The following is a 24262-nucleotide window of genomic DNA, read 5'->3' as shown; positions in this document are numbered from 1 at the left end:
CAGGTCATCCGTACGACAGGGGGCACACAGCCATACCGGACCCGGGGGCCAGGCGCCCCATTGCGGGGCCACGAAAAAGGTAACGGGGCGGCCGGCCGCCGCTCCGGCGCGGCACTCACGACCAAGGGTCTCGGCGATCCTGCTCGACGGGACGACGCTTTGGAACGACTTGCCGGCGCCTGCACTCCCAGTCGTCCGACGGACCCGCGCCCGCGCCGCGTAGAGCAGACGAGGAATCCGGCGAGGGAGGGGACTGCGAGATGGCAGGGCGCGCACTCAGGGGTGGGCTCAGAGGTGCTCGGGGTACGGCGATCGCGGCGGCGGCCATGGCGGCGCTGACCGCGTCCCAGGCGCCGGGGGCGGCGCCGGTACGGGCCGCGGAACCGGCGCGGCAGGCGGCACCCGCCGAGCACGGGCCGAGCGTGTCCGGCGACACCCCGTACCGCACCGAGCTTCCGCCCCTGCGCACCACCAAGGCGAAGCAGGGCGCGCCGGTGGCGGGCGCCACCCTGCCCGCGAGCGTGTTCGCCGCCTACCGGCGCGCCGAGGCGGCGCTCGCCCGCACCGCGCCCGGCTGCCGGCTGCGGTGGCAGTTGCTCGCCGCGATCGGGCAGGTCGAGTCGGGTCAGGCGCGGGGCGGCCGGGTGACCGCGGACGGGACGACCGTGACGCCGATCCTGGGGCCCCGGCTGGACGGCCGCGGCTTCGCCCGCATCCGGGACACCGACGGCGGCGCGTACGACGGGGACGCGGTGTACGACCGCGCGGTCGGGCCGATGCAGTTCATCCCCTCGACCTGGGCCCGCTGGGGCGCGGACGGCAACGGCGACGGGCGAGCCGACCCGGGCAACATCCACGACGCGGCGCTCGCCGCCGGGCGCTATCTGTGCGCGGGGTGGGGGCACCTCCCGCTCGGGCGAAGCCGGGAGTGGGGGAGGGACCTGTCCGACCCGGCCGACCTGGACCGGGCGATCCTCGGCTACAACCGCTCGGCGGCGTATCTGCGCACGGTCCGGGCCTGGTACGCGTACTTCCTGTCCGGGCACCGGGTGCTGCCGGACCGGCCCGCGCAGACCCCGACGCGCCCGGAGCCCTCCCGGCCGGGCACACCGAAGCCCGCCACGCCGAGGCCGTCCGGCCGCCCGGACCCGGGCCCGTCCCGTACGCCGGCCACGCCGTCTCCCTCGCCCTCCCCCGCACCGACCCGTACGGCAGACACCCCGGTGGCGCCGGACGGCCCCCTGCTCCCCCTGCCCAGCACCGGCGTGAAAGTGCCCGGCACCGACCCGCTGACCAGCAACAGTGCGGACACGATGAGCCCCACCCCCTCCCCAACCGCTGCTACCGGGCGGTAATCTCGCCACCCGCCGGGAGCACAGGACCGGCGGGTGAGCACGAAGGGGCCCTCATGGCGACGGACATGCCCGCGGAACCGCCTGCGGACATAGCGGAGATACAGGCGGCCCACGACCGTTGGCAGCGCATGTGGAGCCACCGCGAGCAGCTGCTCAAGGTGGCCCGGCGCCGGTCGATGAGCCCGGAGGACGCCGAGGACGCCGTGCACGAGGCGATGCTGCGCGCGGCGGAGCGCCCGGACCTCGACGACGAGCGGCTCGGCGCCTGGCTGACGACCGTGACGATGCGGCTGTGCGTCGACCGGTACCGGCAGGTCAACCGGGAGGCCGAGGTCCGCACCAGCCCCAACCTCGTCGCGCCGGGCCCGGTGCCCGTCGAGGAGGTGGTGTGCGACCGGGCCGAGGCCAAGTGGCTGGCCGTGCGCAGCGGCGAGCTGCCCGCCCGGCAGGCGGAGGCGCTGCGGCTGAAGTCCGAGGACCTCGACGTGGGCCAGGTCGCGGTGCGGATGGGGCTGAGCTACCGGACCGTGGAGTCGCTGCTGGCCCGGGCCCGGCGGACGCTGCGCGCCTCGCTGGCCGGGACGCTCGGGGCGGTGCTGTTCCTGCTCGGCCGCGGACGGCCGCAGTCGGGCGGAAAGGCGCAGCTGGTGGCCGCCACCTCGACGGCGGCGACCCTCGCGGTGGCGGGACTCGTGCTGCCGTACGCGCTCGACGGCGACGGGGACGGGGGCGCTCCGGCGCAGCGGCCGGCCGCGGTCTCGCCGAGCGCGGATCCGCTGCCCACCGAGGAGACCGGCGGAGCGCGTGCGTCCGAGCCGCGCGAGCCCGCGACGCCCCCGGACCGGACGCCCAAGGCGTCTCCTTCAGGGGGATCTCCGCTGCCGCTGTCCGTGCCGGACCTGCCGGAGGTCTCGCTGTCCCCGCTTCCGGCCCTGCCGACGCCCGAGGTCCCGCAGGTGCCCGACGTGCCCGAGCTGCCGAAGGTGCCCGACGTACCGGACACGCCTGACCTTCCGGATACACCGAACGTGACGGACACACCCCCCGAGCCGACCGTCCCGTCGGACACCCCCGCCGTACCGTCCGCTCCCGTCGCCACCCCCACCCCCGGCACGCTCCCGCAGGACGCCCCGTAACCGTCGGAAAAAAATCCGCCGCCGCCGCGACGGACGCCCCGCCCCTCGCCGTAGAGCAGATGTCGAAGCTGCTCCACGGGCTGAAGGGCGGACCGGATGGGTGTCGAGATCTGTGTGGAAGGGCTGACCAAGTCCTTCGGTCACCAGGTCATCTGGCAGGACGTGTCGCTGACGCTGCCCGCCGGGGAGGTCTCGGTCATGCTCGGCCCCTCGGGGACGGGCAAGTCGGTGTTCCTCAAGACGCTCGTCGGGCTGCTCAAGCCGGACCGGGGGTCCATCACGATCCAGGGCCGGGATCTCACCCGGCTGCGTGAGCACGACCTGTACGAGGTGCGGAAGCTGTTCGGCGTGCTGTTCCAGGACGGCGCGCTGTTCGGCTCGATGAACCTGTACGACAACATCGCCTTCCCGCTGCGCGAGCACACCCGCAAGCCGGAGAGCGAGATCAGGCGGATCGTCCTCGAGAAGATGGACATGGTCGGGCTGATCGGCGCCGAGGGGAAGCTGCCCGGCGAGATCTCCGGCGGCATGCGCAAGCGGGCGGGGCTCGCCCGCGCCCTGGTGCTCGATCCGGAGATCATCCTGTTCGACGAGCCGGACTCGGGCCTGGATCCCGTGCGCGTGGCCTATCTCAACCAGCTGATCGTCGACCTCAACGCGCAGATCGACGCCACCTTCCTGATCGTCACGCACGACATCGCCTCGGCCCGCCAGGTGCCCGACAACATCGGGCTGCTGTTCCGGCGGGAGCTGGTGATGTTCGGGCGGCGGGAGAAGCTGCTCACCAGCGACGAGCCGGTCGTGCGGCAGTTCCTGAACGGCCGGATGCAGGGGCCGATCGGCATGGCGGAGGAGAAGGACGCCGCGCAGGTCGAACAGGAGCTGGCGCAGGTCACCGAGGGCCCGGTCGTCACGGACCTGACGCCCCGCCTGCTGCCGGGTCCCGGCATCACCAGACCGCCCCGCTGGCAGGCGATCGCGAGACGCGAGGCCGAGCTGCACCGCCGCAGGGAGGTGGCGGACGCATGAGCCTGTCGCCGACCGGAGCGCTGCGGCACTCGGGCAACCTGTTCGCGATGGCGCTGGACGTCGTGCGGACCCTGCCCCGACGGCCGTTCCAGGCACGGGAGTTCATCCAGCAGGCGTGGTTCATCGCCAGCGTCACGATCCTGCCCACGGCCCTCGTCTCGATCCCCTTCGGCGCGGTCATCGCGCTCCAGATCGGCAGCCTCACACGGCAGCTGGGCGCCCAGTCCTTCTCCGGTGCCGCCTCGGTGCTGGCGGTGCTGCGGGAGGCCTCGCCGATCGTCACCGCGCTGCTGATCGCGGGCGCGGGCGGCACGGCGATCTGCGCGGACCTCGGGGCGCGCAAGATCCGGGACGAGATCGACGCGATGCAGGTGCTCGGCATCGACCCGATCCACCGGCTCGTCGTGCCCCGGGTGCTGGCCTCGATGGTGGTGGCCGTGCTGCTCAACGGCCTGGTGTCGGTGGTCGGCGTCGCGGGCGGCTACTTCTTCAACGTGGTCCTGCAGAACGGCACGCCCGGCGCGTACCTGGCGTCCTTCACCACCCTCGCCCAGCTGTCCGACCTGTGGGCGGCCGAGGTGAAGGCGCTGGTGTTCGGGGCGATAGCCGCGATCGTCGCCTCCTACAAGGGATTGAACGCGAAGGGCGGCCCCAAGGGTGTCGGCGACGCGGTCAACCAGTCAGTGGTGATCACCTTCATGTTGCTGTTCGTGACCAACTTCGTGATGACCGCGGTGTACTTCCAGGTCGTCCCGCAGAGGGGTTAGCCGATGCGACTTCTCGACCGCCCCCTGCGCTCCCTGGAGGAGCTGGGCACGCAACTGTCGTTCTACGGGCGTTCGCTGGCCTGGACCGGCCGCACCCTGCGCCGCTACAAGAAGGAGATCCTGCGGCTGCTCGCCGAGGTGAGCTTCGGCCGTGGCGCGCTCGCCGTCGTGGGCGGCACGGTCGGCGTGATCGCCTTCATGTCGTTCTTCACCGGCACCGAGGTCGGCCTCCAGGGCTACGCGGCCCTCAACCAGCTCGGCACCTCCAACTTCGTGGCGTTCCTGTCGGCGTACTTCAACACCCGGGAGATCGCCCCGCTGGTGGCCGGGCTCGCGCTGTCCGCGACGGTCGGTGCCGGGTTCACCGCCCAGCTCGGCGCGATGCGGATCAGCGAGGAGACCGACGCGCTGGAAGTGATGGGCGTGCCCTCGCTGCCGTTCCTGGTGACGACCCGCATGATCGCCGGGTTCGTCGCCGTCATCCCGCTGTACGTGATCGGGCTGCTGTCCTCGTACCTGGCCGCCCGCACCATCACCACCGTCTACTACGGGCAGTCGACGGGCACGTACGACCACTACTTCCACCAGTACCTGCCGCCGGTCGACGTGCTCTGGTCCTTCGGTAAGGTGATCGTCTTCGCCGTGCTGATCATCCTGGTGCACTGCTACTACGGCTACTACGCGAGCGGTGGACCGGCCGGCGTCGGTGTCGCGGTGGGCCGCGCGGTACGGACGTCGATCGTCGCCATCAACGTCCTGGACTTCTTCCTGAGCCTCGCGATCTGGGGCGCGAGCACGACCGTACGGATAGCGGGGTGAGGCCGATGAGAACCATCCGACTACGGCTGTACGGCATCGCCTTCGTCGCCGTGCTCGCGTTGCTGCTGTCGCTCGCGGTGGCCGTCTACCAGCAGGCGTTCACGCCCGTCGTCCGCATCACGCTGCAGGCCGACAGGCTCGGCAACCAGCTCGATCCGCGGGCCGACGTCAAGCTGCGCGGACTGCTGGTCGGCGAGGTGCGCTCGGTGCACGCCGACGGCACGAAGGCGACCCTCGACATCGCCCTCAATCCGCAGTACGTCCACTTCATCCCGGCGGACGTGCACGCCCGGCTGCTGCCCAAGACGCTGTTCGGCGAGAAGTTCGTCGACCTCGTGCCACCCGCCCGCTCTGCGCAGTCGTCGGCTCGGCCCATCCGCGCCGGGGACGTCATCACCCAGGACCGTACGAAGGTCGGCATCGAACTGCAGCAGCTGATGAACGACCTGCTGCCGCTGCTGCGCACGGTCAAGCCCGGTGAACTCAACGCCACCCTCTCGGCGTTCGCCACCGCGCTGGAGGGCCGCGGCGACCGGATCGGCGACAACCTCACCCGGGTGGACAGCTATCTGCGCCGCCTCAACCCGCACCTGCCGTCCCTCAAGGAGGACATCTCGCGCTTCGCCGACGTCGCCGAGGTGTACGGCGACGCCGCGCCCGATCTGATGAGGATCCTGCGCAACACCGTCACCACCAGCCGCACCCTCGTCGAGAAGAAGGACCAGCTGGCCGCCGCACTCCGCACGACCGCGACGGTCGCGGGCACCGCGCAGGACTTCCTCGACGCGAACGGCGACCGCCTCATCACCCTCGGCCAGGTCTCCCGTCCCACGCTGCAGCTCTTCGCCCGCTACTCCCCCGAGTACCCCTGCCTCCTCGACGGCCTGGTCCGCCAGGAGAAGGCGTCGGAGGAGGCGTTCCGGGGCGGGGAGATGCGGATCACCCTCGAGGTCGTCCGACCGCAGTCCGCGTACCACCCCGGCGAGGAGCCGCGCTATGCCGACAAGTCGGGGCCGAACTGCCGGGGCCTGCCCGATCCGCGGGTGCCCGCACCGCACATCAAGCTCAACGACGGTACGTCGTCCGGTGGTTCCGGCGACGCACTGCCCGGAGGTGTCAACGTGTCCGCCACCGAGGTCGAGCAGCGGGCTGTCGGCTCGCTCGTGGCCCCCGTCATGGGTGTGCCCGCGGACGAGGTGCCGCCCGTCGCGACCCTGCTGTTCGGGCCGCTGGCCCGCGGAACGGCGGTGAGCGTCGCATGAGGACGGCAGGAGCCCGGCAGACCGCAGCGCCGCTCATCAAGTTCAGCCTGTTCGCGCTGGTGACGATCGCCGCGACGGCCCTGCTCGCCGCCACCATCGTCAACATCTCCTTCGCCCCGAAGGACACCTACCACGCGGTGTTCAGCGACGTCACAGGGCTGGAGAAGGGCGACGACATCCGGGTGGCCGGGGTGCGGGTGGGGCAGGTCGAGAGCATCGGGATCAAGGACCGCACGCTGGCGGAGGTCACCTTCACCGTCGCCGCGGGCCGCCCGCTGCTCACCAGCACCCACGCGGTCGTCCGCTACCGGAACCTGGTGGGACAGCGGTACATCGCGCTGACGGAGGGCGCGGGCGACGACACCCGGCTGCGGCCGGGCGGCACCATCCCGCTGTCCAGGACCCAGCCCGCGCTGGACCTCAACGCGCTGCTGAACGGCTTCAAGCCGCTGTTCGCCGCGCTCAGCCCGGACGACGTCAACCAGCTCGCCACCGAGATCATCAAGACCCTGCAGGGCGAGGGCGGCACGGTGAACAGCCTGCTCGCGCACACGGCGTCGCTCACCACGACCCTGGCCGACCGCGACCAGCTGATCGGCTCCGTGATCGACAACCTGAACACGGTACTGGGGACGCTCGACAAGCGCGGCACCCGCTTCTCCGCGCTGCTCACACAGCTGCGGCGAGTGATCTCGGGGCTGTCGGCCGACCGCAAACCCATCGGGGACTCCCTGGTGAGCATCGGCGACCTCGCTCAGGCCACGTCGGGGCTGCTGACGGACGCGCGTCCGCCGCTGAAGGACGACATCGCCGGGCTGGCCGATCTCACCGGAACGCTGAACAAGAACGAGAAAACCGTGGAGGGCGTGCTGAAGCGGCTGCCGAACAAGCTCAACGAGCTGACGGGGACGGCGTCCTACGGCTCGTGGTTCAACTTCTACCTCTGCGACTTCGACGGCCGCATCGTGCTGCCGAAGACGAACCAGGTGATCACCCCGGAGTTTCACGAGGCGCAGGCGAGGTGCGGCGGATGAGCACGCGTGCCGTACGGCGGCGACGCCGCCGCCATGAGCCCTTGATGAAGGTACGGATCGATCCGCCGAAGCTGCCGAGGCTGCTTCCGCGGCGCAGGCCCCGGCCTCGCGGCCCCGAACCCCTGATGAAGGTGCGCGTCCTGCCGCCGAAGCTCCCGCGCATCAGGCTGCGCCGCCCGCGCCTGAAGCCCTTCCGCGAGCGCAACCCCGTCATCATCGGCGTCGTCGGGCTCACCGTCCTCGCCCTGCTGACGGTCGCCGCGTTCAACGCCGACAGCCTGCCGCTGATCGGCGGCGGCAGGACGTACAGCGCAGCCTTCTCGGAGGCGGGCGGCCTGAAGCCGGGCGATGAGGTGCGGATCGCCGGGGTCAAGGTCGGCAAGGTCGAGGGCGTCGACTTGGAGGGGGATCACGTCAAGGTGACCTTCAAGATCAAGGGCGACCCCAAGTTCGGCACCACGAGCGGCGCCGCGATCCGGGTCAAGACGATCCTCGGCGCGAAGTACCTCGCGCTGTACCCGAAGGGGTCCGGTCAGTTGAAGGCGGGCAGCGAGATCCCGCTGCGGCGGACGGTGTCGGCGTACGACGTCGTGCAGGCGTTCAGCGACCTGACGACCACGTCGGAGAAGGTCGACACCCAGCAGCTTGCGAAGGCGCTGGACACCATCTCCACCACCTTCCAGGACTCGCCCGCGGAGGTGCGGGCGTCCATCAAGGGACTGTCGAGGATCTCCCGGACGATCGCCTCGCGCGACGAGGCGCTGAACGAACTCCTCGGCCACGCGAAGGGAGTCACCAAGGTGCTGGCCGAGCACACGAAGGACTTCTCCGCGATGGTGAAGGACGGCGACAAACTGTTCAAGGAGATCAACGCGCGGCGCACGGCGATCCACAACCTGCTCAAGGCCTCCGCCACGCTCGGCATCGAGCTCTCCGGCCTGGTCGACGACAACGAGAAAGAGATCGGGCCCGCCCTGAAGAACCTCAACACGTTCGTCGCGATGCTCGAACGAAACCAGGCGAGCCTCGACCGCAGCGTCGCACTGCTCGCGCCCTACGTCCGGGTCTTCTCCAACACCCTCGGCAACGGCCGCTGGTTCGACTCCTACGTCCAGAACATGGTCGCCGCCCCGGTCGTGCCGCGGACGGGAGGCTCACGATGACCATCCCACGCTTTCCTGTCCGGCGCGGCCTGGCACTGCTCACCGCCCTCGCGGTCGTCGCCGCGCTCGCCGTCGTGCTGTGGCCGCGCTCCGACTCCCTCCGCGTCACGGCGTACTTCCCGCGCACCGTCGGCATCTACCCCGGCTCTGACGTCCGCGTCCTGGGTGTCCGCATCGGCGAGGTCAAGAAGATCACGCCCGAGGGCAGCCGGGTACGGGTGGTGCTGGAGTACGACAAGGGACGCAAGGTCCCCGCGGACGCGCAGGCCGCCATCATCAACTCCTCGGTGGTCAGTGACCGTTACGTGCAACTGCTGCCGGTGTACCGGAAGGGTCCGGTGCTCCATGACGGCGCCGTCATCCCCGAGTCCCGTACCGCCGTACCCGTCGAACTGGACCGGATCTTCGACAGCCTGCACACCACGGCAGACGCGCTCGGCCCCAAGGGCGCGAACAAGGACGGTTCCCTCTCGCGCCTGCTCGCGGTGAGCGCGGACAACCTCAAAGGCCAGGGCACGAACATCAACCAGACGATCGAGGACCTCTCGCAGGCGGTCACCACGCTGTCCGACGGGCGGAGCGACCTGTTCGGCACCGTACGGAATCTGCAGGTGTTCACGGCCGCGCTGGCGGCCGACGACAAGAGCGTGCGGTCGTTCAACGACAGCCTCGCCGGCGTGGCGCGGCAGCTCGCCGGGGAGCGCGGCGACCTCGCGGCGGCGCTGAAGTACCTCGCCACGGCACTCGGCGACGTAGCCGACTTCGTGAAGAACAACAAGAAATCACTGACCTCGAACGTCAAGGGCCTCAGCAAGGTCACCAAGGTTCTCGTCACCCAACGCGCTGCGCTGGACGAGCTGTTGGCCGTCGCCCCCACGGGTCTGTCGAACCTGCAGAACGCCTACAACGCGTCCTCCGGCACCCTCGACACCCGCAACAACCCGCAGAGCCCGCAGGACCCGGCGTCCCTGCTGTGCTCCCTGCTGAAAACGACCGGGGACGAGGGCGGCAAGAACCCCGACTGCAAGCAGCTGAAGCAGCTCTTCGACTCGCTGCCCAAGCTTCCGTCCGCTCCGGCGGGGACGGGCACGGTCGACCGGACGCTCGGCGGAATCCTGGGGGCCAAAGCATGAACGTGCTGCGCACGGGCCGGGTGGTCGCGTGGACGACGGCCGGTTCGCTGCTGCTGTCCGCCTGCGAGTTCAACGGCTGGTACGACGTCCAGCTCCCCGGGGGCGCGGCGGCGGACCACGCCTACCACGTCACCGTCGAGTTCAGGGACGTCCTGGATCTGGTGCCGCAGTCGGCGGTCAAGGTCAACAACGTCACCGTGGGAGCGGTCGAGAAGGTGGACCTGGACGGCTGGCACGCACGGGTGCGGCTGCGCGTGGCCGACTCGGTGAAGCTGCCCGCCAACGCGGTCGCCGATCTGCAGCAGACGAGCATGCTCGGCGAGAAGTATGTGGCACTGTCCGCCCCTTCCGGCGCCAAGCCCGTCGGACGGCTCCACGACGGCGATGTGATCCCGCTGTCCCGCAGCGGCCGCAACCCGGAGATCGAGGAGGTGCTGTCCGCGCTGTCCGCGCTGCTCAACGGCGGCGGCGTGGCCCAGCTCAAGACGATCACCGTGGAGCTCAACAAGGCGCTGGAGGGCCGCGAGGACCGCGTCCGATCCCTGCTGAAGCAGCTCGACACGTTCCTCGGCAGCCTGGACGATCAGCGCGCGGAGATCGTCCGCGCGCTCAAGGGCGTCGACCGGCTGGCCAAGCGGCTCGGGCAGGAGAAGAAGACGATCGCCGAGGCCGTCGACACGATGCCGCCCGCACTGAAGGTCCTCGCCGACCAGCGCCGCGACCTGACGAAGATGCTCACCGCCCTCTCGAAGCTCGGCACGACGGGCACCAAGGTCGTCAATGCCTCGAAGGACGACACCGTCGCCAACCTCAAGGCACTGCAGCCGATCCTGCAGCAGCTCAACAAGGCGGGCGACGACCTGCCCAACGCCCTCGAACTGCTGACCACGTACCCGTTCCCGCGCAACGTGGTGGACGCTGTGAAGGGCGACTACGTCAACCTAAAGATCACCGCCGACCTCAACCTGGCGGACATCTACGGCAACGTCACCGACAAGCCGGGCAGTGGCGGTGGCGGCTCCGGGAAGAAGGGGACCCCGACTCCCGGCCTCCCCCACACGCCGAGCGTGCCGAGCGTGCCGCTGCCGACCCCGTTGCCCAGCACACCGGGCGTTCCTAAGGCGCCGACGGCACCGGCCCAGCCCTCGGCGCCGTCGGGTGGCGACGATCCGCTGTGCCCGCCGGTGTGCACTGCGAGCTACGGCACCTCGAAGGACGCGGGCCGCCTCCCGCCGGGGATCGACATCGCGCTCGCCGAGCTCATGCTGAAGGGGATACAGCCGTGATCACACGTATGGTCAAGGCCCAGCTGCTTGCCTTCGCCACCGTCACCGCCGTCGGGGTGTCCTACGTCGGCGCCGAGTACGTGGGCCTGACGGACTCTCTCCTCGACCGCGGCTACACGGTGACGGCCGACTTCGCCGACTCCGGGGGCATCTTCACGGGCGCCGAGGTCACCTACCGTGGAGTGCCGGTGGGCCGCGTGGGCGATCTGCGGCTGAACGGCTCCGGTGTGATCGTGCCCCTGAACATCGAGGACGGCGCTCCGCGGATCCCGGCCGACACCCTGGCGGTGGTCGCCGACCGGTCGGCGGTGGGCGAGCAGTACGTCGACCTGCAGCCCCGGCACTCCGGCGGCCCGTATCTGATGAAGGGCAGTGCGATCCCGCGCGGCAGCACCCGGACACCGCTGCCCGTCACCGACCTCGTCCTGAGCCTGGACCGGCTGGTCAACTCCGTCGGCAAGGACAATCTGCGAACCACCGTCGACGAGTTGGGCAAGGCCTTCTCCGGCACCGGACCGAATCTGAGCCGCCTGGTGGACTCCGGCAACGAACTGGTCGAGTCGGCGTCCGACTCGCTGCCGCAGACGATCTCGCTGATCGAGGACTCGCGGAAGGTGCTCAAGACCCAGGCCGACAAGGGCTCGGCCATCAAGTCGTTCTCCCGTGATCTGGCGGCGCTCACCCAGCAGTTGAAGTCGAGCGACGGGGACCTGCGCCGGCTGATCGGCAACACGGCGCCCGCCGGGCAGGAGGTCGACTCCCTGCTGAAGTCCACCCGGCCGGATCTGCCGGTCCTGCTGGCCAACCTCATCAGCGGTGGCCAGGTCACCAAGGCGCGGCTGCCCGGTGTGGAGCAGGCCCTGGTCACCTTCCCGGTGGTGGTCGCGGGCAGCTACACGGTCATTCCCGGGGACGGCACCACCCACTTCGGTCTCGTCGTGAACGCCGACGACCCGCCGGCGTGCACCCAGGGCTACGGGACCCAGCGGCGCGATCCCTCCGACACCAGCAAGCGGCCGGCGAACACCGACGCACGCTGCACTGCGCCGCGCGGCAGCAAGACCTCGGTGCGGGGCGCGCAGAACGCCCCTGGTGCGCCGACCGGTTCGGGCAGTGCCGACCAGTCCGCGTACGTCACCCCGTACGACCCGGAGACCGGCACCGCCACCGGCCCGGACGGGACGCCCGTCGAGATCGGCTCGACCGGCGGCGAACAGAACACGTTCGGAAAGGAGTCGTGGCAATGGCTGCTCGTGGGACCGATGGCATGAGCGGGGGTCTCCTCACCCGGGGCCTGCGACCGTTGCGGCAGCCGTCCCCAGGACTACGCAGGGCACTGTCGGCGGGGCTCGTCGCCGTGACGGTCCTGACGGCCGCGTTGTCGGTCTGGCTGGGTGTGCGGCTGTCCGACCAGCGCGCGACGGATCAGCGCCGCCAGGACGTCCTGGCGGCGGCCCGTCAGTCGGCGCTGAACTTCACCTCGCTGGACTACCGGCACTACGGCCGGGACAGCGCGAACGTGCTGAAGGGCGCCACCGGCAACTTCAAGAAGCAGTTCGCCGCCCAGACCGAGCAGTTGACGAAGCTCGTCGCCCAGAACAAGTCGGTGTCCGAGGGGCAGGTCCTCGAAGCGGGCATCGTGCGGTCCGACGAGAAGTCCGCCCGTGTCCTGGTCGTCGCCGACAGCAAGGTCAGCAACACGGCCGCGCCCGGTGGACAGGCCCGCACCTACCGGCTGCAGCTCGATCTCGAACGTGTCAGCGGCCGCTGGCTGACCTCCGACGTCGAGTTCGTCGGCTGACCACCCGTACCACCGCCTAAGGAGAAAGACCGTGGCGAACCCGACCTCCCGAGTCCGCGGTGCCGGCGCCCCCGCCCGCCGCACCATGACCGCGGCCGCCCGCGCGGCGGCCAAGCGCACCCAGCGGCCGGCGCACGCCGAGGCCCGCGGGAGCGCCGCCCGCGGCCCTGCGGACGAGGCGGCGCGGCAGGCCGCGGAGCCCCGCGCCGGTCGTACTGTGCTCGCCGACCCGCCGGAGGGCAGTTGGGAGGACCCGCCGGAGCCGTCGCCCGACTCCGGCGAGCAGGAGCTTCAGGAGAGCAGGTCCGCGCGCAGGCCCGGGCGGTTGCCCGGGCGGAGGCTGCTCACCGCGGCGCTCTGCCTCGTGGCCGTGGCGGGCCTGGTCGCCGTCGCCGTGCTCGGGTGGCGGTACCGGGAGGCACGGCTGGCGGAACAGGCGCGCGGGGAGGCGCTCGCGGCCGCCGTGAAGGCGGCGCCGGTCGTGCTGTCGTACGACTACCGGCACCTCGACCGGGACTTCGCGCGGGCCCGCGGCCACCTGACCGGGGCCTTCCGTGACCAGTACCAGAAGACGACGACCACGGTGGTCGGGCCGACCGCCCGGAAGTACCACGGCGTGGTGAAGGCGACGGTGGCGGCACCCTCCGGCAAGGCCGGCGGCGGCGCAGCGGCGGCCTCCGTCGTGTCGGCCGCACCGGACCGGGCCGTCGTCCTGCTGTTCGTCAACCAGGTCACGAAGAGCACCCAGGTCACGGGATCCCGCCTGGACCTGAACCGGGTGCGGATGACGCTCACCCGCACCGGCGACGGGTGGAAGGTGAGCGCCGTGGACGCACTCTGACCCGGCGTGGATCACGGCCGGGGGCAGGTGTTCTGCTCCGACTTCTGATAGGTCCGGTAGAGCGGCAACGCGCTGGACCGCTCCTTGGGAAAGGCCACCACGGGTACCGGTTTGCACACCGGCCAGCGCCCGACCGCCGCCTCGTTCCCCGCCCCCTCGTCCAGCCCGATGTTCTCGTCCACGAAGGTGAAGACGCCGCTCGCGCCCGGCACGCATCCGACGCAGCGTTCGGAGGGGCTGCCCCGGCGCAGCGCGTCGTAGACGTCGTCGTGGTCCACGGGGTTGTCCTTGCCGTCCTGGGCCGCGGCCACGGCGGTGCCCACGGCGGTGAGGGCGTCGTGGTACATCACGGCGTAGCCGTCGTTGAGGGCGTCGGTCTTCTCCCCACGGAAGTACTGGCCATAGGAGGCGGCGAAGTCCCCGAAGAACCTGGGAACCTGGTCGTCGCCGCCGCTGCCCGCACGCCAGCGGGGTGCGTCCACGGCGGCCGCAGTCACGATCTCGATGTGGTTCCGGTCGGCGATCTTGCGCATCCGGGCAGTCTCCGTGTCCGGGTCACGGCCCGTGCTGACGCGCAGGATGCGCAACGGCTCTTCGTCCGTGCCCCAGTTGCAGGGACTCCTGCGGTCGAGGGTCTCCAGGAAGGGCGGCAGGTCCGCGTCGCGGCCGGCCAGGAACACCGTCTTGACGCCGAGTGCGCACATCGCGTCCACTGCCTGCCGGAAGTCCCGCGGATCACCCAGGTTCGCCCCCTTGCTGCCCCGGTACACCGCGATCCGCCGCTCCACCGCGTCGTCCGCCCTGATGCCGTACTCCTCGCCGAACTCGTCGAGGAAGACCCTGCGGAGGTTTTCGACGTAGTTGTCAGCCTGCTCGTCGGCGATCAGGTAGGTGTCCCTGCGGTTCACCTCGTACGCGGTCACATAGCGCTTGAGGGCGTCGACGAGCTGGTCGGTGGAGGGCGAGACCTTGAAGAGGTAGGGGTGCTCCATCTCGCGGGAGCTGAGCACCGCGCTGACCGCCGGGATCCGTACCTGTGCCCGCCCGAGTCCCTGCTGCACGGAGTCGAGCGTGTCGTCGTCGCTGTTGGGAAAGCCGATGGCGGCGACGACGGGGGCCTCGCCGCCGCGCCGGGCGGCCAGTTCGCGGGTCACGGTCTGCCAGTGGCTCAGATCCTCGCCGACGTTGGCAAAGAGGAGCTGGATGGCGGTGCCGCCGGTGGCGGGCCCGCGGTTGTGGGCACGCTGGGCGACGTAGGCGCCCTGGAGGGAGTGCCGGATCAGCTCCTGAGACATGGCCGCGCCGGGGGTGGAGGTGTACGGCATGACGACGGCGACGCTCACCACCGGCTTGCCCGACGACCGTGCCGCCTCGTTCTCGGCCTCGATCCGGCCCAGGACGTCGTTGAGGTCCTGGGCGAAGGGGTACGCCGCGGCCGTGACGCCGATGCACTCGGGGCCCGTCCGCCGCAGCTGGAGATCCTGGGTGCAGTAGTCGCGGTGCTTCCAGTAGGTGTCCAGGCCCCACCAGGTACCGGTCCCGAGCAGCGCGGCGACCAGGACCCACAGGACCACCACGTCGATCAGGCCGAACACCCGGAAGCGCAGCCGGCTCGGCAGCCAGACCCAGTTCCTGCGATCCGTCCTGCTCATCGTGCCCCTCCCGGTCGCGGCTGGTCGCCCTGCCAGCGGCGTTCGAGGGGCCAGTCCTCGCCGTCCTTCACGGCGCGCGGCCAGCGGATGGCGGCCTGGGCGAGGACCGCGCGGCCGGTCAGGTGCTGCGCGGAGAGAAAGGACAGGTCCTGGCCGATGCGGTCGACCAACGTCCGGTCCGCCTCGGCCAGTTCGTCCGCCGCGTACCACAGGGCGTGCAGAAGCCGGTTGACGGCCTGCTTCTCCAGGCCCACTTCGGGGTCCGCCTGGAGCTGCAGCCGGTCTCGGCGCCCCTTGCCGACCTCCTGGCACTGCTCGAACCAGACGTCTCCCGGCGGGCGGGGCGCGTGGGCCGTGGTGCGCAGGATGTGCAGCCAGTCGACCGCGTCGCCGTCGTCCCGGACGAACTCCGCGTGCAGCCAGTCGACGACCTCCTGCGCCTCTCCCGCGGCGAGCCGGTGCCATAGGAAGCGGGCCTGGTCGGCCCGTCCCGCCTGTCCGGAGCGGCCCTCGGCGCGCTGCCGGTGGTGCTCGGCGAGCAGGGCGTGCGCGCTGAACCAGTCCACGCCGCTGCCGCCGCGCCCGCTGCGCATCTGGTGTACCAGCAGGGCGCGCAGGAACCGGTCCGTGATGAACGGCCGGCTGCCCGGTCCACGGGACCAGCGCTCCCGCTCCAGCTGGACGGCGGCGCCGTCGGCGGCGGGCAGGCCGTCGATCCGGCGCGGGACCCAGCGCTCGGCCAGCTGCTCGGCCGCCTCCCGGTCCCAGGCAAGGGAGAACAGACACAGCTCGTCGTGGTTCTCGCTGCCGACCAGGGTGTTGAGCAGCCGCCAGAGGACGGATTCGCCGATGGCGCCGGGGTGGGTCAGGTCGAGGAGTTCCTCGGCCGTCACCCACTCCTCGGTGCGCGCCTTGTGCACCACGGCGTCGCACAGCCGGCGGGCTCCCATGGGGTGGCCGCGGGTCAGGTCGTGTACGGCGGTGGCGATGTACGGATCGAAGGAGACCCGGTCGTCGCGCTTGAGCATCCGCTCCACATGCTCCGTGTCGAGCGGCGGCAGCGGCAGGACCAGGACGCCCGCCGAGGGAGCCGTGCCGGTGCGGGTCCACCCGGAGTGGGTGCCGATCTCGTGCAGCGAGCGGTACATGGCCTCGGGGTAGGGGTCGTTCTCCTCGTCGGCGGTGTCGTCGCGGGTGGCCGGGTTGTCGTCGCCGCGCAGCTCGGTGGCGATCACGACCAGGTGGTCGCGGGCGGCCCGGTTCTGCCGCGCCCGCAGTTCCAGCAGGAGGTCGAGGAAGTCGCGGCCGGCGTCGGTGTGCACGTTGTCGAGGAGGAGCAGGGGGCGCGGGGCGCGGTTGGCGCGGCGGAAGGGGCCGTAGCGCACGTCCGTGAGGAACGCGGCCATCAGCATGCTCTCGACGCCGCGCCGGAAGCCGCGGCCCTGGTGGAACTCCTGGCAGAGCCGGGCCACGGCCTGCGCGCGCTCGGCGGCCGGTACCGGCCGTGGGTGCTCGGCCGCGCCCGGCGGCAGGCCGCGCAGCCGGTTGTCGGCCGCGATGCGGTAGCTCTCGTACCAGCCGGCCAGCTGCCGCGAGGCGAGTCTGCGCGAGCGCCATCGGTACTGTCTGCCCAGGTAGGTGCGCACCGCCGCCTCGGGGAAGGCCGTGGGGTCGGGGGTGCCGCCCTCCGGGGGGACGGGCAGTGCCGAGCGGCACAGCGTGTCCCAGGTGGGGGGCGGGTCCTCGCCCGGCGAGGGTCCCATCAGGGCGGCCGTGTGCCGGTCGGCCACCTTCAGTTCGTCGTCGTTGCCGGGGCGCCGGGCGGACACCACGGCGAGCAGCCCGGCGGTGGTCCGGGGAAAGCGCAGCCGCCCGAACCCGGCGACGGGACGCGACAGCTGGTTGACGAGGTCGACCAGGATCTCCACCGCGTGGGAGTTGTTGGAGATCTCCGGTCCCACCCGGGCGTGCTCCTGGACCGCCGTGCAGTTGATCCGCGCGAACGGCACGCGGGGCCCCGGCCAGGGGCCCGCGTCGGGGGCGTAGGCCTGCTGGAGGTCGCCCAGCAGGGCGCTCTTGCCGGTGCCGTGCCGCCCGCTGAGCAGCAGTACCGGCAGGTCCTCGGCGAACTCGTGGTGGCGCCGCCTGCGGTGCCGGTCGCGTTCGAGGCCGACCAGGCGGGGCACCAGCTGCCGCAGCAGGGGCTGGCGCGCGTACGCCTCCGGGATCTGTTCCTCCGGCCCCGGTGCGGGGCCCACGGGATCGCTCATCCCAGCCTCAGCATCGAGTTGATGATGTCCGATACGACGCCGGACGCCATGTCCCTGCCCATCGAGCCCACCGACCTGGAGCCGACCTGCACCAGCTCGCCGCTGTGCTGCAGGAAGCGCTGGAGCATGCCCTCGTCGGGCTCGGCACCGCGCCGGGAGGCATCGGTCAGGGCCTCGGCCATCTCGCGCACCTGCCGCACCTCGTTGTCGCCCTCCGACAGGTCGGGGCGGGACGCCTGCACCAGCTGGGCCAGCTGCTCGAAGGACAGGAATACTCCGGCGCCGTCCTCGGCGACACCGACGCGCACCGGGGTGGGCAGGCTCAGGTGGTCCTTGGCGTACTCCAGATCCTCGAAGGCGAGCTGTCGGCCGCAGTAGAAGGCCTCGGGCGCCCACAGGAAGTCCTCGGCGTTCGGCTCGCCGCTCTGGTGCTGCCCGGCCCGGTCCCACCAGGCGAACAGGGCCGCCTTGGCGTACCGGCGCCGGGCGTCCCGGTCGGCGTAGGCCTCGTCCCAGGCCCGCGCCTCCGCGAGCCCCGCCTCGGTCGGGCTGACCAGCGGCGGCACGGCACCGGAGTCGTTGTGCACGGCGATCCAGCCGAGCGCGGCCAAGCGGTCCACGACGCCCTCGACCAGCTCCAGGCTGCACCGGTCATGGTGGGTGTATGCGGCACTGGCCACGCGCCTCCCGGCGACGCCGCCGGTCTCCCCGGCCAGCCAGTGCAGAAACCGTGCGGACGCGGCGCCCGTCTCGTCGTACACAGGAGAGAGGCCGTCCGTTGGCACTGCCCGGGATCCGATCATCGTCCGCCCCCAACTCCCGTGACCAGCCATGGGCGTTCGCCTTCCCCGAAGTGTTCGCTCACACACGTGGCACATCAGGCTCCCCGGGACCTCCACCACCCAAGGCACCCACTGCGGCGACTCGTACGGCCGGACGATTTCGCCCTCTCCTCTTGACAGCCCGAACCCCGCACGCCAGTCTTCCATTAAGCAGAAACTAACTTCCGTAATACGGAATCCTATGCGGAATCACAGCACGGGAAGGGAGCGCCGCCCCCGATGGGACTCGCAGACCAGCGCTTCAACGTCAACCTGTCGATCCTCTTCACGGAACTCCCGCTCCTGGAGCGCCCCGCAGCCGCCGCGGCGGCCGGCTTCACCGCGGTCGAGCTGTGGTGGCCCTGGGTCGACTCCCCCACCCCCGAGCAGTCCGAGCTGGACGCGCTGCACACGGCGATCGAGGACGCGGGCGTGCAGCTCACGGGCCTGAACTTCTACGCCGGTCAGCTCCCGGGCCCCGACCGCGGCGCCCTGTCCGTGCCCGGCGAGGAGTCGGACCGCTTCCGCGCCAACATCGACGTGGCCGCCGGCTTCGCCCAGTCGCTCGGATGCCGGGCACTCAACGCGCTGTACGGCAACCGCGTCGACGGCGTCGACCCGGCCGAGCAGGACGCGCTCGCGCTGGAGAACCTGGTGCTCGCGGCCAGGGCCGCCGACCGGGTCGGCGCGATTCTCCTCGTCGAGGCCCTGAACAGGCCGGAGTCGCCGCTGTACCCGCTGGTGAGCGCGCCCGCCGCGGCCGGCGTCGTCGACAAGGTCAACAAGACGACCGGACTGGGCAACGCGAAGTTCCTCATGGACCTCTACCACCTGTCCATGAACGGCGAGGACCTGCCGCAGGTGATCGCCTCGTACGCGGACCGGACCGGTCACGTCCAGATCGCTGACAACCCCGGCCGCGGCGCGCCCGGCACCGGGGCCCTCCCCCTCGAAGACCTCCTCGACCTGCTGAGGAAGGCCGGTTACGACGGCTGGGTCGGCCTGGAGTACAAGCCCGGCGACCGGCCGAGCGCCGAGGCCTTCGACTGGCTGCCCCGCGAGGCCCGCGCCGCCCGCTGAAGACACCCGTTCGCAGAGAGGCACCCCCAATCATGAGCACCCTTGCCGATTCCTCCCGCCCCGCCCGCCCTGCGATTGCCTGGATCGGCCTCGGCATCATGGGCTCCCCCATGTCCGAGAACCTGATCAAGGCGGGTTACCACGTCACCGGCTTCACCCTGGAGCAGGAGAAGCTCGACCGGCTGGCAGCCGCCGGCGGCACCGCGGCCGGGTCGATCGCCGAGGCCGTGCGGGACGCCGATGTCGTCATCACGATGGTGCCCGCGTCGCCGCAGGTCGAGGCGATCGCATACGGCCCGGGCGGCATCCTGGAGAACGCGAGGTCCGGCGCGCTGCTGATCGACATGTCCTCGATCACCCCAAAGACCTCCGTCGACCTGGCGAAGGCCGCGCAGGCCAGGGGCATCCGCGTCCTCGACGCACCCGTGTCCGGCGGTGAGGCCGGGGCTATCGAGGCCGTGCTGTCGATCATGGTCGGAGGTGGACAGGCCGACTTCGACCACGCCAAGCCGATCTTCGAGGCGCTCGGCAGGACCATCGTGCTGTGCGGCCCGCACGGCTCCGGTCAGACCGTGAAGGCCGCCAACCAGCTGATCGTCGCCGTGAACATCCAGGCGTGCGCCGAGGCCGTGGTCTTCCTGGAGAAGTCCGGCGTGGACCTGAAGGCCGCGCTGGACGTGCTGGGCGGCGGCCTGGCGGGCTCGACGGTCCTGACGCGCAAGAAGGACAACTTCCTCGACCGCGACTTCAAGCCGGGCTTCCGTATCGACCTGCACCACAAGGACATGGGCATCGTCACCGACGCCGCCCGCAGCGTCGGTGCCGCCCTGCCCGTCGGTGCCGTGGTCGCCCAGCTGGTCGCGTCCCTGCGCGCGCAGGGGGACGGCGGCCTGGACCACTCGGCCCTGCTGCGGGCCGTGGAGCGCCTGTCGGGAGCCCAGGTCTGACACCCCCGGACTCACCCGGTCCTGCCCCTCCCCCAGACCCCGGGCGGCGCCGCCGCTGACATCTGTCCTGTCGCGCCCGAAGCGGCGGCGCCGCCCGGAACCATGCCGAGCCATGCCGAACCATGCGACAACCAGATCAAGTGTCGAACGAGCAGAAGCGAGGACTGAACTCCCTGACCGCGCGACCGGCACCGGGCGACCCGGCTGAGGGGTGACCGCCCGGCGCGGGGCGCGGGCAGGGCGCGGACCGCGGCGGCGTGCGAGCCAGTGCGGTGGTCAAGGAACCGGGCGCCCTTCCCGACCCGAGGGAAGGGCGCCGCGGGCTCCGTCGCGGCCGCCGCGGTCCCAGCACCTCACCAGCACCTCTCATTCCGGCGCCAGGGTGTTCCCGGCGGGTGATCCGGGGTGCGGATTCGTGCCGTCCGCAGCAGCCTGAAGCCATGGCACATCCAACGGAGCGTCCGCACGTCGTGGTCCATCCCTCTCCCCGGCCCTGGACAGGTCCCGGCGCGTCACCCTGGGTGAGGAGACGCTGGGAGTCGCCTCGCACGTCGACGACGTCAGCGAGTTCCTGCGGCCGGCCGACCTCGACGTGACGGACGCCGGGGAGAGCGACCTCGTCGAGTGGCAGGGCGGCGGCCCGGACGACTGGCCGGGGCTGTCGGAGCACCACGAGGCATGACCGGACGTACGTCACCGGTCGTACAGCCGCTACGGAACCCTCAAATGAACCTCTGAACCCGGCCCGGAAGGCTTCAACCACCCCCCGGGAGCGGGCACAGTGCTGTCACACGGGACCCGCCGGCACGGGGGCGGCGGGCCCCGGCACGGGGGTTTCGCATGCGAGGGGACACAGGCGGCACAGGAGACACGGGGCTCTGTCTGAAGCCGCAGGAGATCGCACTGCTGCACGGCGGCCCCCGCGCCGCCGTCACGGTCGCCGTCGTCGCCCTGTACCTGCGGGGCGCCGTCGAGGCGGGCCGGCCGGGCACGGTGCGGGCGGCGGAGGCCGCCAGCCCGGGCCCGCGCTGGGAGGACCTGGAGACGGCGGTGCTCACCTCGCTGCGGGAGCCCGCCGGGCTGCGGCAGTTGGCCGGGCGGCGGGACATCCGCCTGTCGGTGGCCCTGATGCGCGTCGGCCTCGCGGAGGCCGGACTGCTCGGCTACCCGCGGCTCCGCCCGACCCGCGCCGCCCGCCGTCAGGTGCGAGCCCTGCGGGAACAGCACCCGCTGCCCGAGAGCAGGCGCTGCCTGACGGACCACGCCAAGCTGCTCGCCGTCGCCCTGCACGACGAGGCGGCGCTGCGGGCGCTCGTGCCGCGCTTCGCGCTGCGGGCGGGGCTGACCGCCCGGGCCCCGGTGGCGGGCAGAGGGCTGCTGCGGCACTCCCCGCACGGCGGCGACGCACCCTTCCACGGCCGCAGCTGGTACTCCTGCGGGAGCGGGGGCGGCGGCACGGGCTGAGGGCCGGGCATACCGAGGGGCGGCCCCTCCTCAGGTGGGCCGCCCCTGACAGTCCGCGCGTGCGTCAGACCTCCAGCGTCCTGATCGACGTCGGCGCGTGGCCGGGTTCGGTCGCGGTCTCCTCGAACTCCACGACGTTGCCGATGTCGTTGGTGGTCGACATGGAGATGTTGGTGACGCGCTCCAGGATCGCCTCGACGACGACCGGCACCTGGTGCTCGGCGGCGAGCTTCTTCGCCTGCTCGAACGCCGCGCCCAGTTCGTTCGGGTCGGTCACCCGGATCGCCTTGCAGCCCAGGCCCTCGGCGACCTTGACGTGGTCGACGCCGTAGACGCCCAGCTCGGGCGAGTTGATGTTCTCGAACTCCAGGTTGACCTGGAAGTCGATGTCGAAGGCCCGCTGCGCCTGGCGGATCAGGCCCAGATAGGAGTTGTTGACCAGGACGTGGACGTACGGGATCTTGTGCTGCGCGCCGACCGCCAGCTCCTCGATCGTGAACTGGAAGTCGTAGTCGCCGGACAGGGCGACGACCGCGGCCTCCGGGTCGGCCTTGGCCACGCCCAGCGCGGCCGGGATCGTCCAGCCGAGGGGGCCCGCCTGGCCGCAGTTGATCCAGTGGCGCGGCTTGAAGACGTGCAGCATCTGGGCGCCGGCGATCTGCGAGAGGCCGATGGTGGAGACGTACCGGGTCTCGGGGCCGAAGGCCTTGTTCATCTCCTCGTAGACGCGCTGCGGCTTGATCGGGATGTCGTCGAAGTGCGTACGGCGCTGGAGTCGGGCCTTCTTCTCCTGTGCGGCCGACGCCCAGCCGGAGCGGTCGGGCAGCTCGCCCTTCGCCTTCAGCTCGCGCGCCGCCTCGACGAACAGCTCCAGCGCCGCCTTCGCGTCGGAGGCGATGCCGTAGTCCGGGGCGAAGATCCTGCCGATCTGGGTCGGTTCGATGTCGACGTGCACGAAGGTCCGGCCCTCGGTGTAGACGTCGAGGCGGCCCGTGTGGCGGTTGGCCCAGCGGTTGCCGACACCGAGGACGAAGTCGGACTCCAGGAAGGTCGCGTTGCCGTAGCGGTGCGAGGTCTGCAGGCCGACCATGCCGGCGTTCAGCTCGTGGTCGTCGGGCAGGACACCCCAGCCCATGAGGGTGGGGACGACCGGGACGCCGGTCAGCTCGGCGAACTCGACGAGGAGTTCGGCGGCGTCCGCGTTGATGACACCGCCGCCCGCGACGATCAGCGGGCGCTCGGCGGCGTTCAGCATGCCGACCGCCTTCTCGATCTGGGCGCGGGTCGCGGCCGGCTTGTAGACCGGCAGCGGCTCGTACGTCTCCGGGTCGAACTCGATCTCCGTCAGCTGGACGTCGATCGGCAGGTCGACGAGGACGGGGCCCGGGCGGCCGGAGCGCATCAGGTGGAAGGCCTGCTGGAAGACGCCGGGGACCTGCGCGGCCTCCAGCACGGTCACCGCCATCTTCGTGACCGGCCCGGCGATGGAGGCGATGTCGACGGCCTGGAAGTCCTCCTTGTCGATCACGGCGGTCGGTGCCTGGCCGGTGACGCACAGGATCGGGACGGAGTCGCCGGTCGCGGAGTACAGGCCGGTGATCATGTCGGTGCTGGCCGGTCCTGAGGTGCCGATGCAGACGCCGATGTTGCCGGGGCGGGTGCGGGTGTAGCCCTCGGCCATGTGCGAGGCGCCCTCGACGTGCCGGGCGAGGGTGTGGGTGATGCCGCCGCAGGCCTTGAGCGCCGCGTAGAAGGGGTTGATCGCCGCGCCCGGCACACCGAACGCGTCGGTGACGCCCTCGCGCCTGAGGATCTCAACTGCCGCGCGGGCAGCGGTCATTCGAGCCATCGAGTACTCCTGCTTCGACTGCTTCTGCTGTCGGAATTCGCACTCCCGTCGCGCCCCGCGGTGAGTTCTTCCGTAATGCGGAAAATAACTTCTGCCATCTGGAATGAATGTAGGTGGGTGGAGGAAGACCGTCAAGGGACCGGCACGCAGCGGGCAGGCCGCCGGGCGAGCAGTCGGGCGAGCCGGGCACAACCGGGGGACAGGCGGGGCCTTCTGGAGGACGATGGGTGCGCTGACCCGAGTGAACCGACGTCCTGCTGGAGTGGGCCATGTCCGAGAGCGTGTCGGTGCGCTGTCCGGCCTGCCGGCGCGAGCACCGCTACGCGGCGCCGACGTACCCGTGCGTGTGCGGTGCGCCGGTCGTCCCGCCGCTCGACCGGCACCTGCGGGCGGCGCCGGTCGTGCACCGCGTGTGGCAGGAGGAGTGGGTCACCGTGCGGTGCGGCTCCTGCGGGCGCAGCGCCGAGTGAGGAAGTTTCATCGTGATTCGTGCAGGTCAACGGCCCTGGCGTGACGGGCGGTTGGGCTGCTCGCGCATGTCACGAGCGTGATC

General features: G+C 71.4%; 21 protein-coding genes and 1 pseudogene. 18 read left to right on the top strand and 4 right to left on the bottom strand.

From position 1 onward, the window contains the following. Window positions 1-260 precede the first annotated feature (260 nt). The 13 genes from H8R17_RS38750 (at window position 261) to H8R17_RS38690 (ending at window position 13626) form a co-directional block, all read left to right on the top strand. Window positions 261-1355 carry a lytic transglycosylase domain-containing protein gene (locus H8R17_RS38750; protein WP_262505857.1) on the top strand — a complete coding sequence of 365 codons (1095 nt, stop codon included), beginning with the start codon at window positions 261-263 and terminating at the stop codon, window positions 1353-1355. A 53-nt stretch (window positions 1356-1408) separates the two neighbouring features. Next, a complete protein-coding gene (locus H8R17_RS38745; RefSeq protein ID WP_187827888.1) occupies window positions 1409-2491 on the top strand; it encodes an RNA polymerase sigma factor in 1083 nt (360 codons plus the stop codon). 96 nt (window positions 2492-2587) lie between these two features. Further along, window positions 2588-3520, top strand: a complete 933-nt coding sequence (locus H8R17_RS38740; RefSeq protein WP_187827887.1) for an ABC transporter ATP-binding protein — start codon at window positions 2588-2590, stop codon at window positions 3518-3520. After that, window positions 3517-4287 carry an ABC transporter permease gene (locus H8R17_RS38735; protein WP_187827886.1) on the top strand — a complete coding sequence of 257 codons (771 nt, stop codon included), beginning with the start codon at window positions 3517-3519 and terminating at the stop codon, window positions 4285-4287. The genes H8R17_RS38740 and H8R17_RS38735 overlap by 4 nt, the downstream gene beginning before the upstream one ends. 3 nt (window positions 4288-4290) lie before the next feature. After that, on the top strand, window positions 4291-5106 hold the full coding sequence (locus tag H8R17_RS38730) for an ABC transporter permease (protein WP_187827885.1): 816 nt from the start codon (window positions 4291-4293) through the stop codon (window positions 5104-5106). 5 nt (window positions 5107-5111) lie between these two features. Further along, a complete protein-coding gene (locus H8R17_RS38725) occupies window positions 5112-6368 on the top strand; it encodes an MCE family protein (protein WP_187827884.1) in 1257 nt (418 codons plus the stop codon). After that, a complete protein-coding gene (locus tag H8R17_RS38720) occupies window positions 6365-7402 on the top strand; it encodes an MCE family protein (protein ID WP_187827883.1) in 1038 nt (345 codons plus the stop codon). Before H8R17_RS38725 ends, H8R17_RS38720 begins: the two co-directional genes overlap by 4 nt. A gap of 125 nt (window positions 7403-7527) precedes the next feature. After that, window positions 7528-8565 carry an MCE family protein gene (locus tag H8R17_RS38715; protein WP_399477862.1) on the top strand — a complete coding sequence of 346 codons (1038 nt, stop codon included), beginning with the start codon at window positions 7528-7530 and terminating at the stop codon, window positions 8563-8565. Continuing rightward, the gene (locus H8R17_RS38710) at window positions 8562-9698 is read left to right on the top strand and encodes an MCE family protein (protein ID WP_187827882.1); all 1137 of its coding nucleotides are present in this window, start codon (window positions 8562-8564) and stop codon (window positions 9696-9698) included. Before H8R17_RS38715 ends, H8R17_RS38710 begins: the two co-directional genes overlap by 4 nt. Next, entirely contained in the window at window positions 9695-10984 is a 1290-nt protein-coding gene (locus H8R17_RS38705) for an MCE family protein (RefSeq protein WP_187827881.1), read from the top strand. Before H8R17_RS38710 ends, H8R17_RS38705 begins: the two co-directional genes overlap by 4 nt. Further along, window positions 10981-12255: an MCE family protein gene (locus tag H8R17_RS38700; RefSeq protein ID WP_187827880.1), complete on the top strand. Its 1275-nt coding sequence runs from the start codon at window positions 10981-10983 to the stop codon at window positions 12253-12255. The genes H8R17_RS38705 and H8R17_RS38700 overlap by 4 nt, the downstream gene beginning before the upstream one ends. Continuing rightward, window positions 12252-12785, top strand: coding sequence for a hypothetical protein (locus H8R17_RS38695; RefSeq protein WP_262505856.1), 534 nt, complete (start codon window positions 12252-12254; stop codon window positions 12783-12785). The genes H8R17_RS38700 and H8R17_RS38695 overlap by 4 nt, the downstream gene beginning before the upstream one ends. A 31-nt stretch (window positions 12786-12816) precedes the next feature. Further along, window positions 12817-13626, top strand: a complete 810-nt coding sequence (locus tag H8R17_RS38690) for a hypothetical protein (protein ID WP_187827878.1) — start codon at window positions 12817-12819, stop codon at window positions 13624-13626. A gap of 11 nt (window positions 13627-13637) precedes the next feature. Here the strand turns inward: H8R17_RS38690 and H8R17_RS38685 are convergent, their stop codons facing one another. The 3 genes from H8R17_RS38685 to H8R17_RS38675 are packed head-to-tail and all read right to left on the bottom strand — an operon-like array spanning window position 13638 to window position 18309. Then, a complete protein-coding gene (locus H8R17_RS38685) occupies window positions 13638-15278 on the bottom strand; it encodes an ABC transporter substrate-binding protein (protein WP_187827877.1) in 1641 nt (546 codons plus the stop codon). Continuing rightward, a complete protein-coding gene (locus tag H8R17_RS38680) occupies window positions 15275-17548 on the bottom strand; it encodes a hypothetical protein (RefSeq protein ID WP_187827876.1) in 2274 nt (757 codons plus the stop codon). The genes H8R17_RS38685 and H8R17_RS38680 overlap by 4 nt, the downstream gene beginning before the upstream one ends. Beyond that, entirely contained in the window at window positions 17545-18309 is a 765-nt protein-coding gene (locus tag H8R17_RS38675) for a hypothetical protein (RefSeq protein ID WP_187827875.1), read from the bottom strand. The genes H8R17_RS38680 and H8R17_RS38675 overlap by 4 nt, the downstream gene beginning before the upstream one ends. A gap of 300 nt (window positions 18310-18609) precedes the next feature. On the opposite strand from H8R17_RS38675, the gene H8R17_RS38670 reads away from it, so the two are divergent. The 4 genes and pseudogenes from H8R17_RS38670 (at window position 18610) to H8R17_RS38655 (ending at window position 21860) form a co-directional block, all read left to right on the top strand. After that, window positions 18610-19449 (top strand): TIM barrel protein, encoded by an 840-nt coding sequence (locus tag H8R17_RS38670; protein WP_187827874.1) that lies wholly within the window; start codon window positions 18610-18612, stop codon window positions 19447-19449. Window positions 19450-19481: 32 nt separating this feature from the next. Continuing rightward, the gene (locus tag H8R17_RS38665) at window positions 19482-20396 is read left to right on the top strand and encodes a 2-hydroxy-3-oxopropionate reductase (RefSeq protein ID WP_187827873.1); all 915 of its coding nucleotides are present in this window, start codon (window positions 19482-19484) and stop codon (window positions 20394-20396) included. 440 nt (window positions 20397-20836) lie between these two features. After that, window positions 20837-21078 (top strand): annotated as a pseudogene (locus tag H8R17_RS38660) (hypothetical protein). Between the two features lie 158 nt (window positions 21079-21236). Further along, on the top strand, window positions 21237-21860 hold the full coding sequence (locus H8R17_RS38655) for a TIGR04222 domain-containing membrane protein (RefSeq protein ID WP_187827872.1): 624 nt from the start codon (window positions 21237-21239) through the stop codon (window positions 21858-21860). Between the two features lie 64 nt (window positions 21861-21924). On the opposite strand, the gene gcl is transcribed toward H8R17_RS38655, so the two are convergent. Then, window positions 21925-23709 (bottom strand): glyoxylate carboligase, encoded by a 1785-nt coding sequence (gene gcl / locus H8R17_RS38650; protein WP_187827871.1) that lies wholly within the window; start codon window positions 23707-23709, stop codon window positions 21925-21927. Between the two features lie 269 nt (window positions 23710-23978). On the opposite strand from gcl, the gene H8R17_RS38645 reads away from it, so the two are divergent. Continuing rightward, complete coding sequence (locus H8R17_RS38645) at window positions 23979-24179, top strand: hypothetical protein (protein ID WP_399477857.1); 201 nt, start codon at window positions 23979-23981, stop codon at window positions 24177-24179. Window positions 24180-24262 lie beyond the last annotated feature (83 nt).

It is taken from the genome of Streptomyces sp. TRM68367 (assembly GCF_014495685.1).
Lineage (GTDB): Bacteria > Actinomycetota > Actinomycetes > Streptomycetales > Streptomycetaceae > Streptomyces.
Note: the sequence above shows the minus strand (reverse complement) of the source record. Positions and strands in the feature narration are given on the sequence as shown.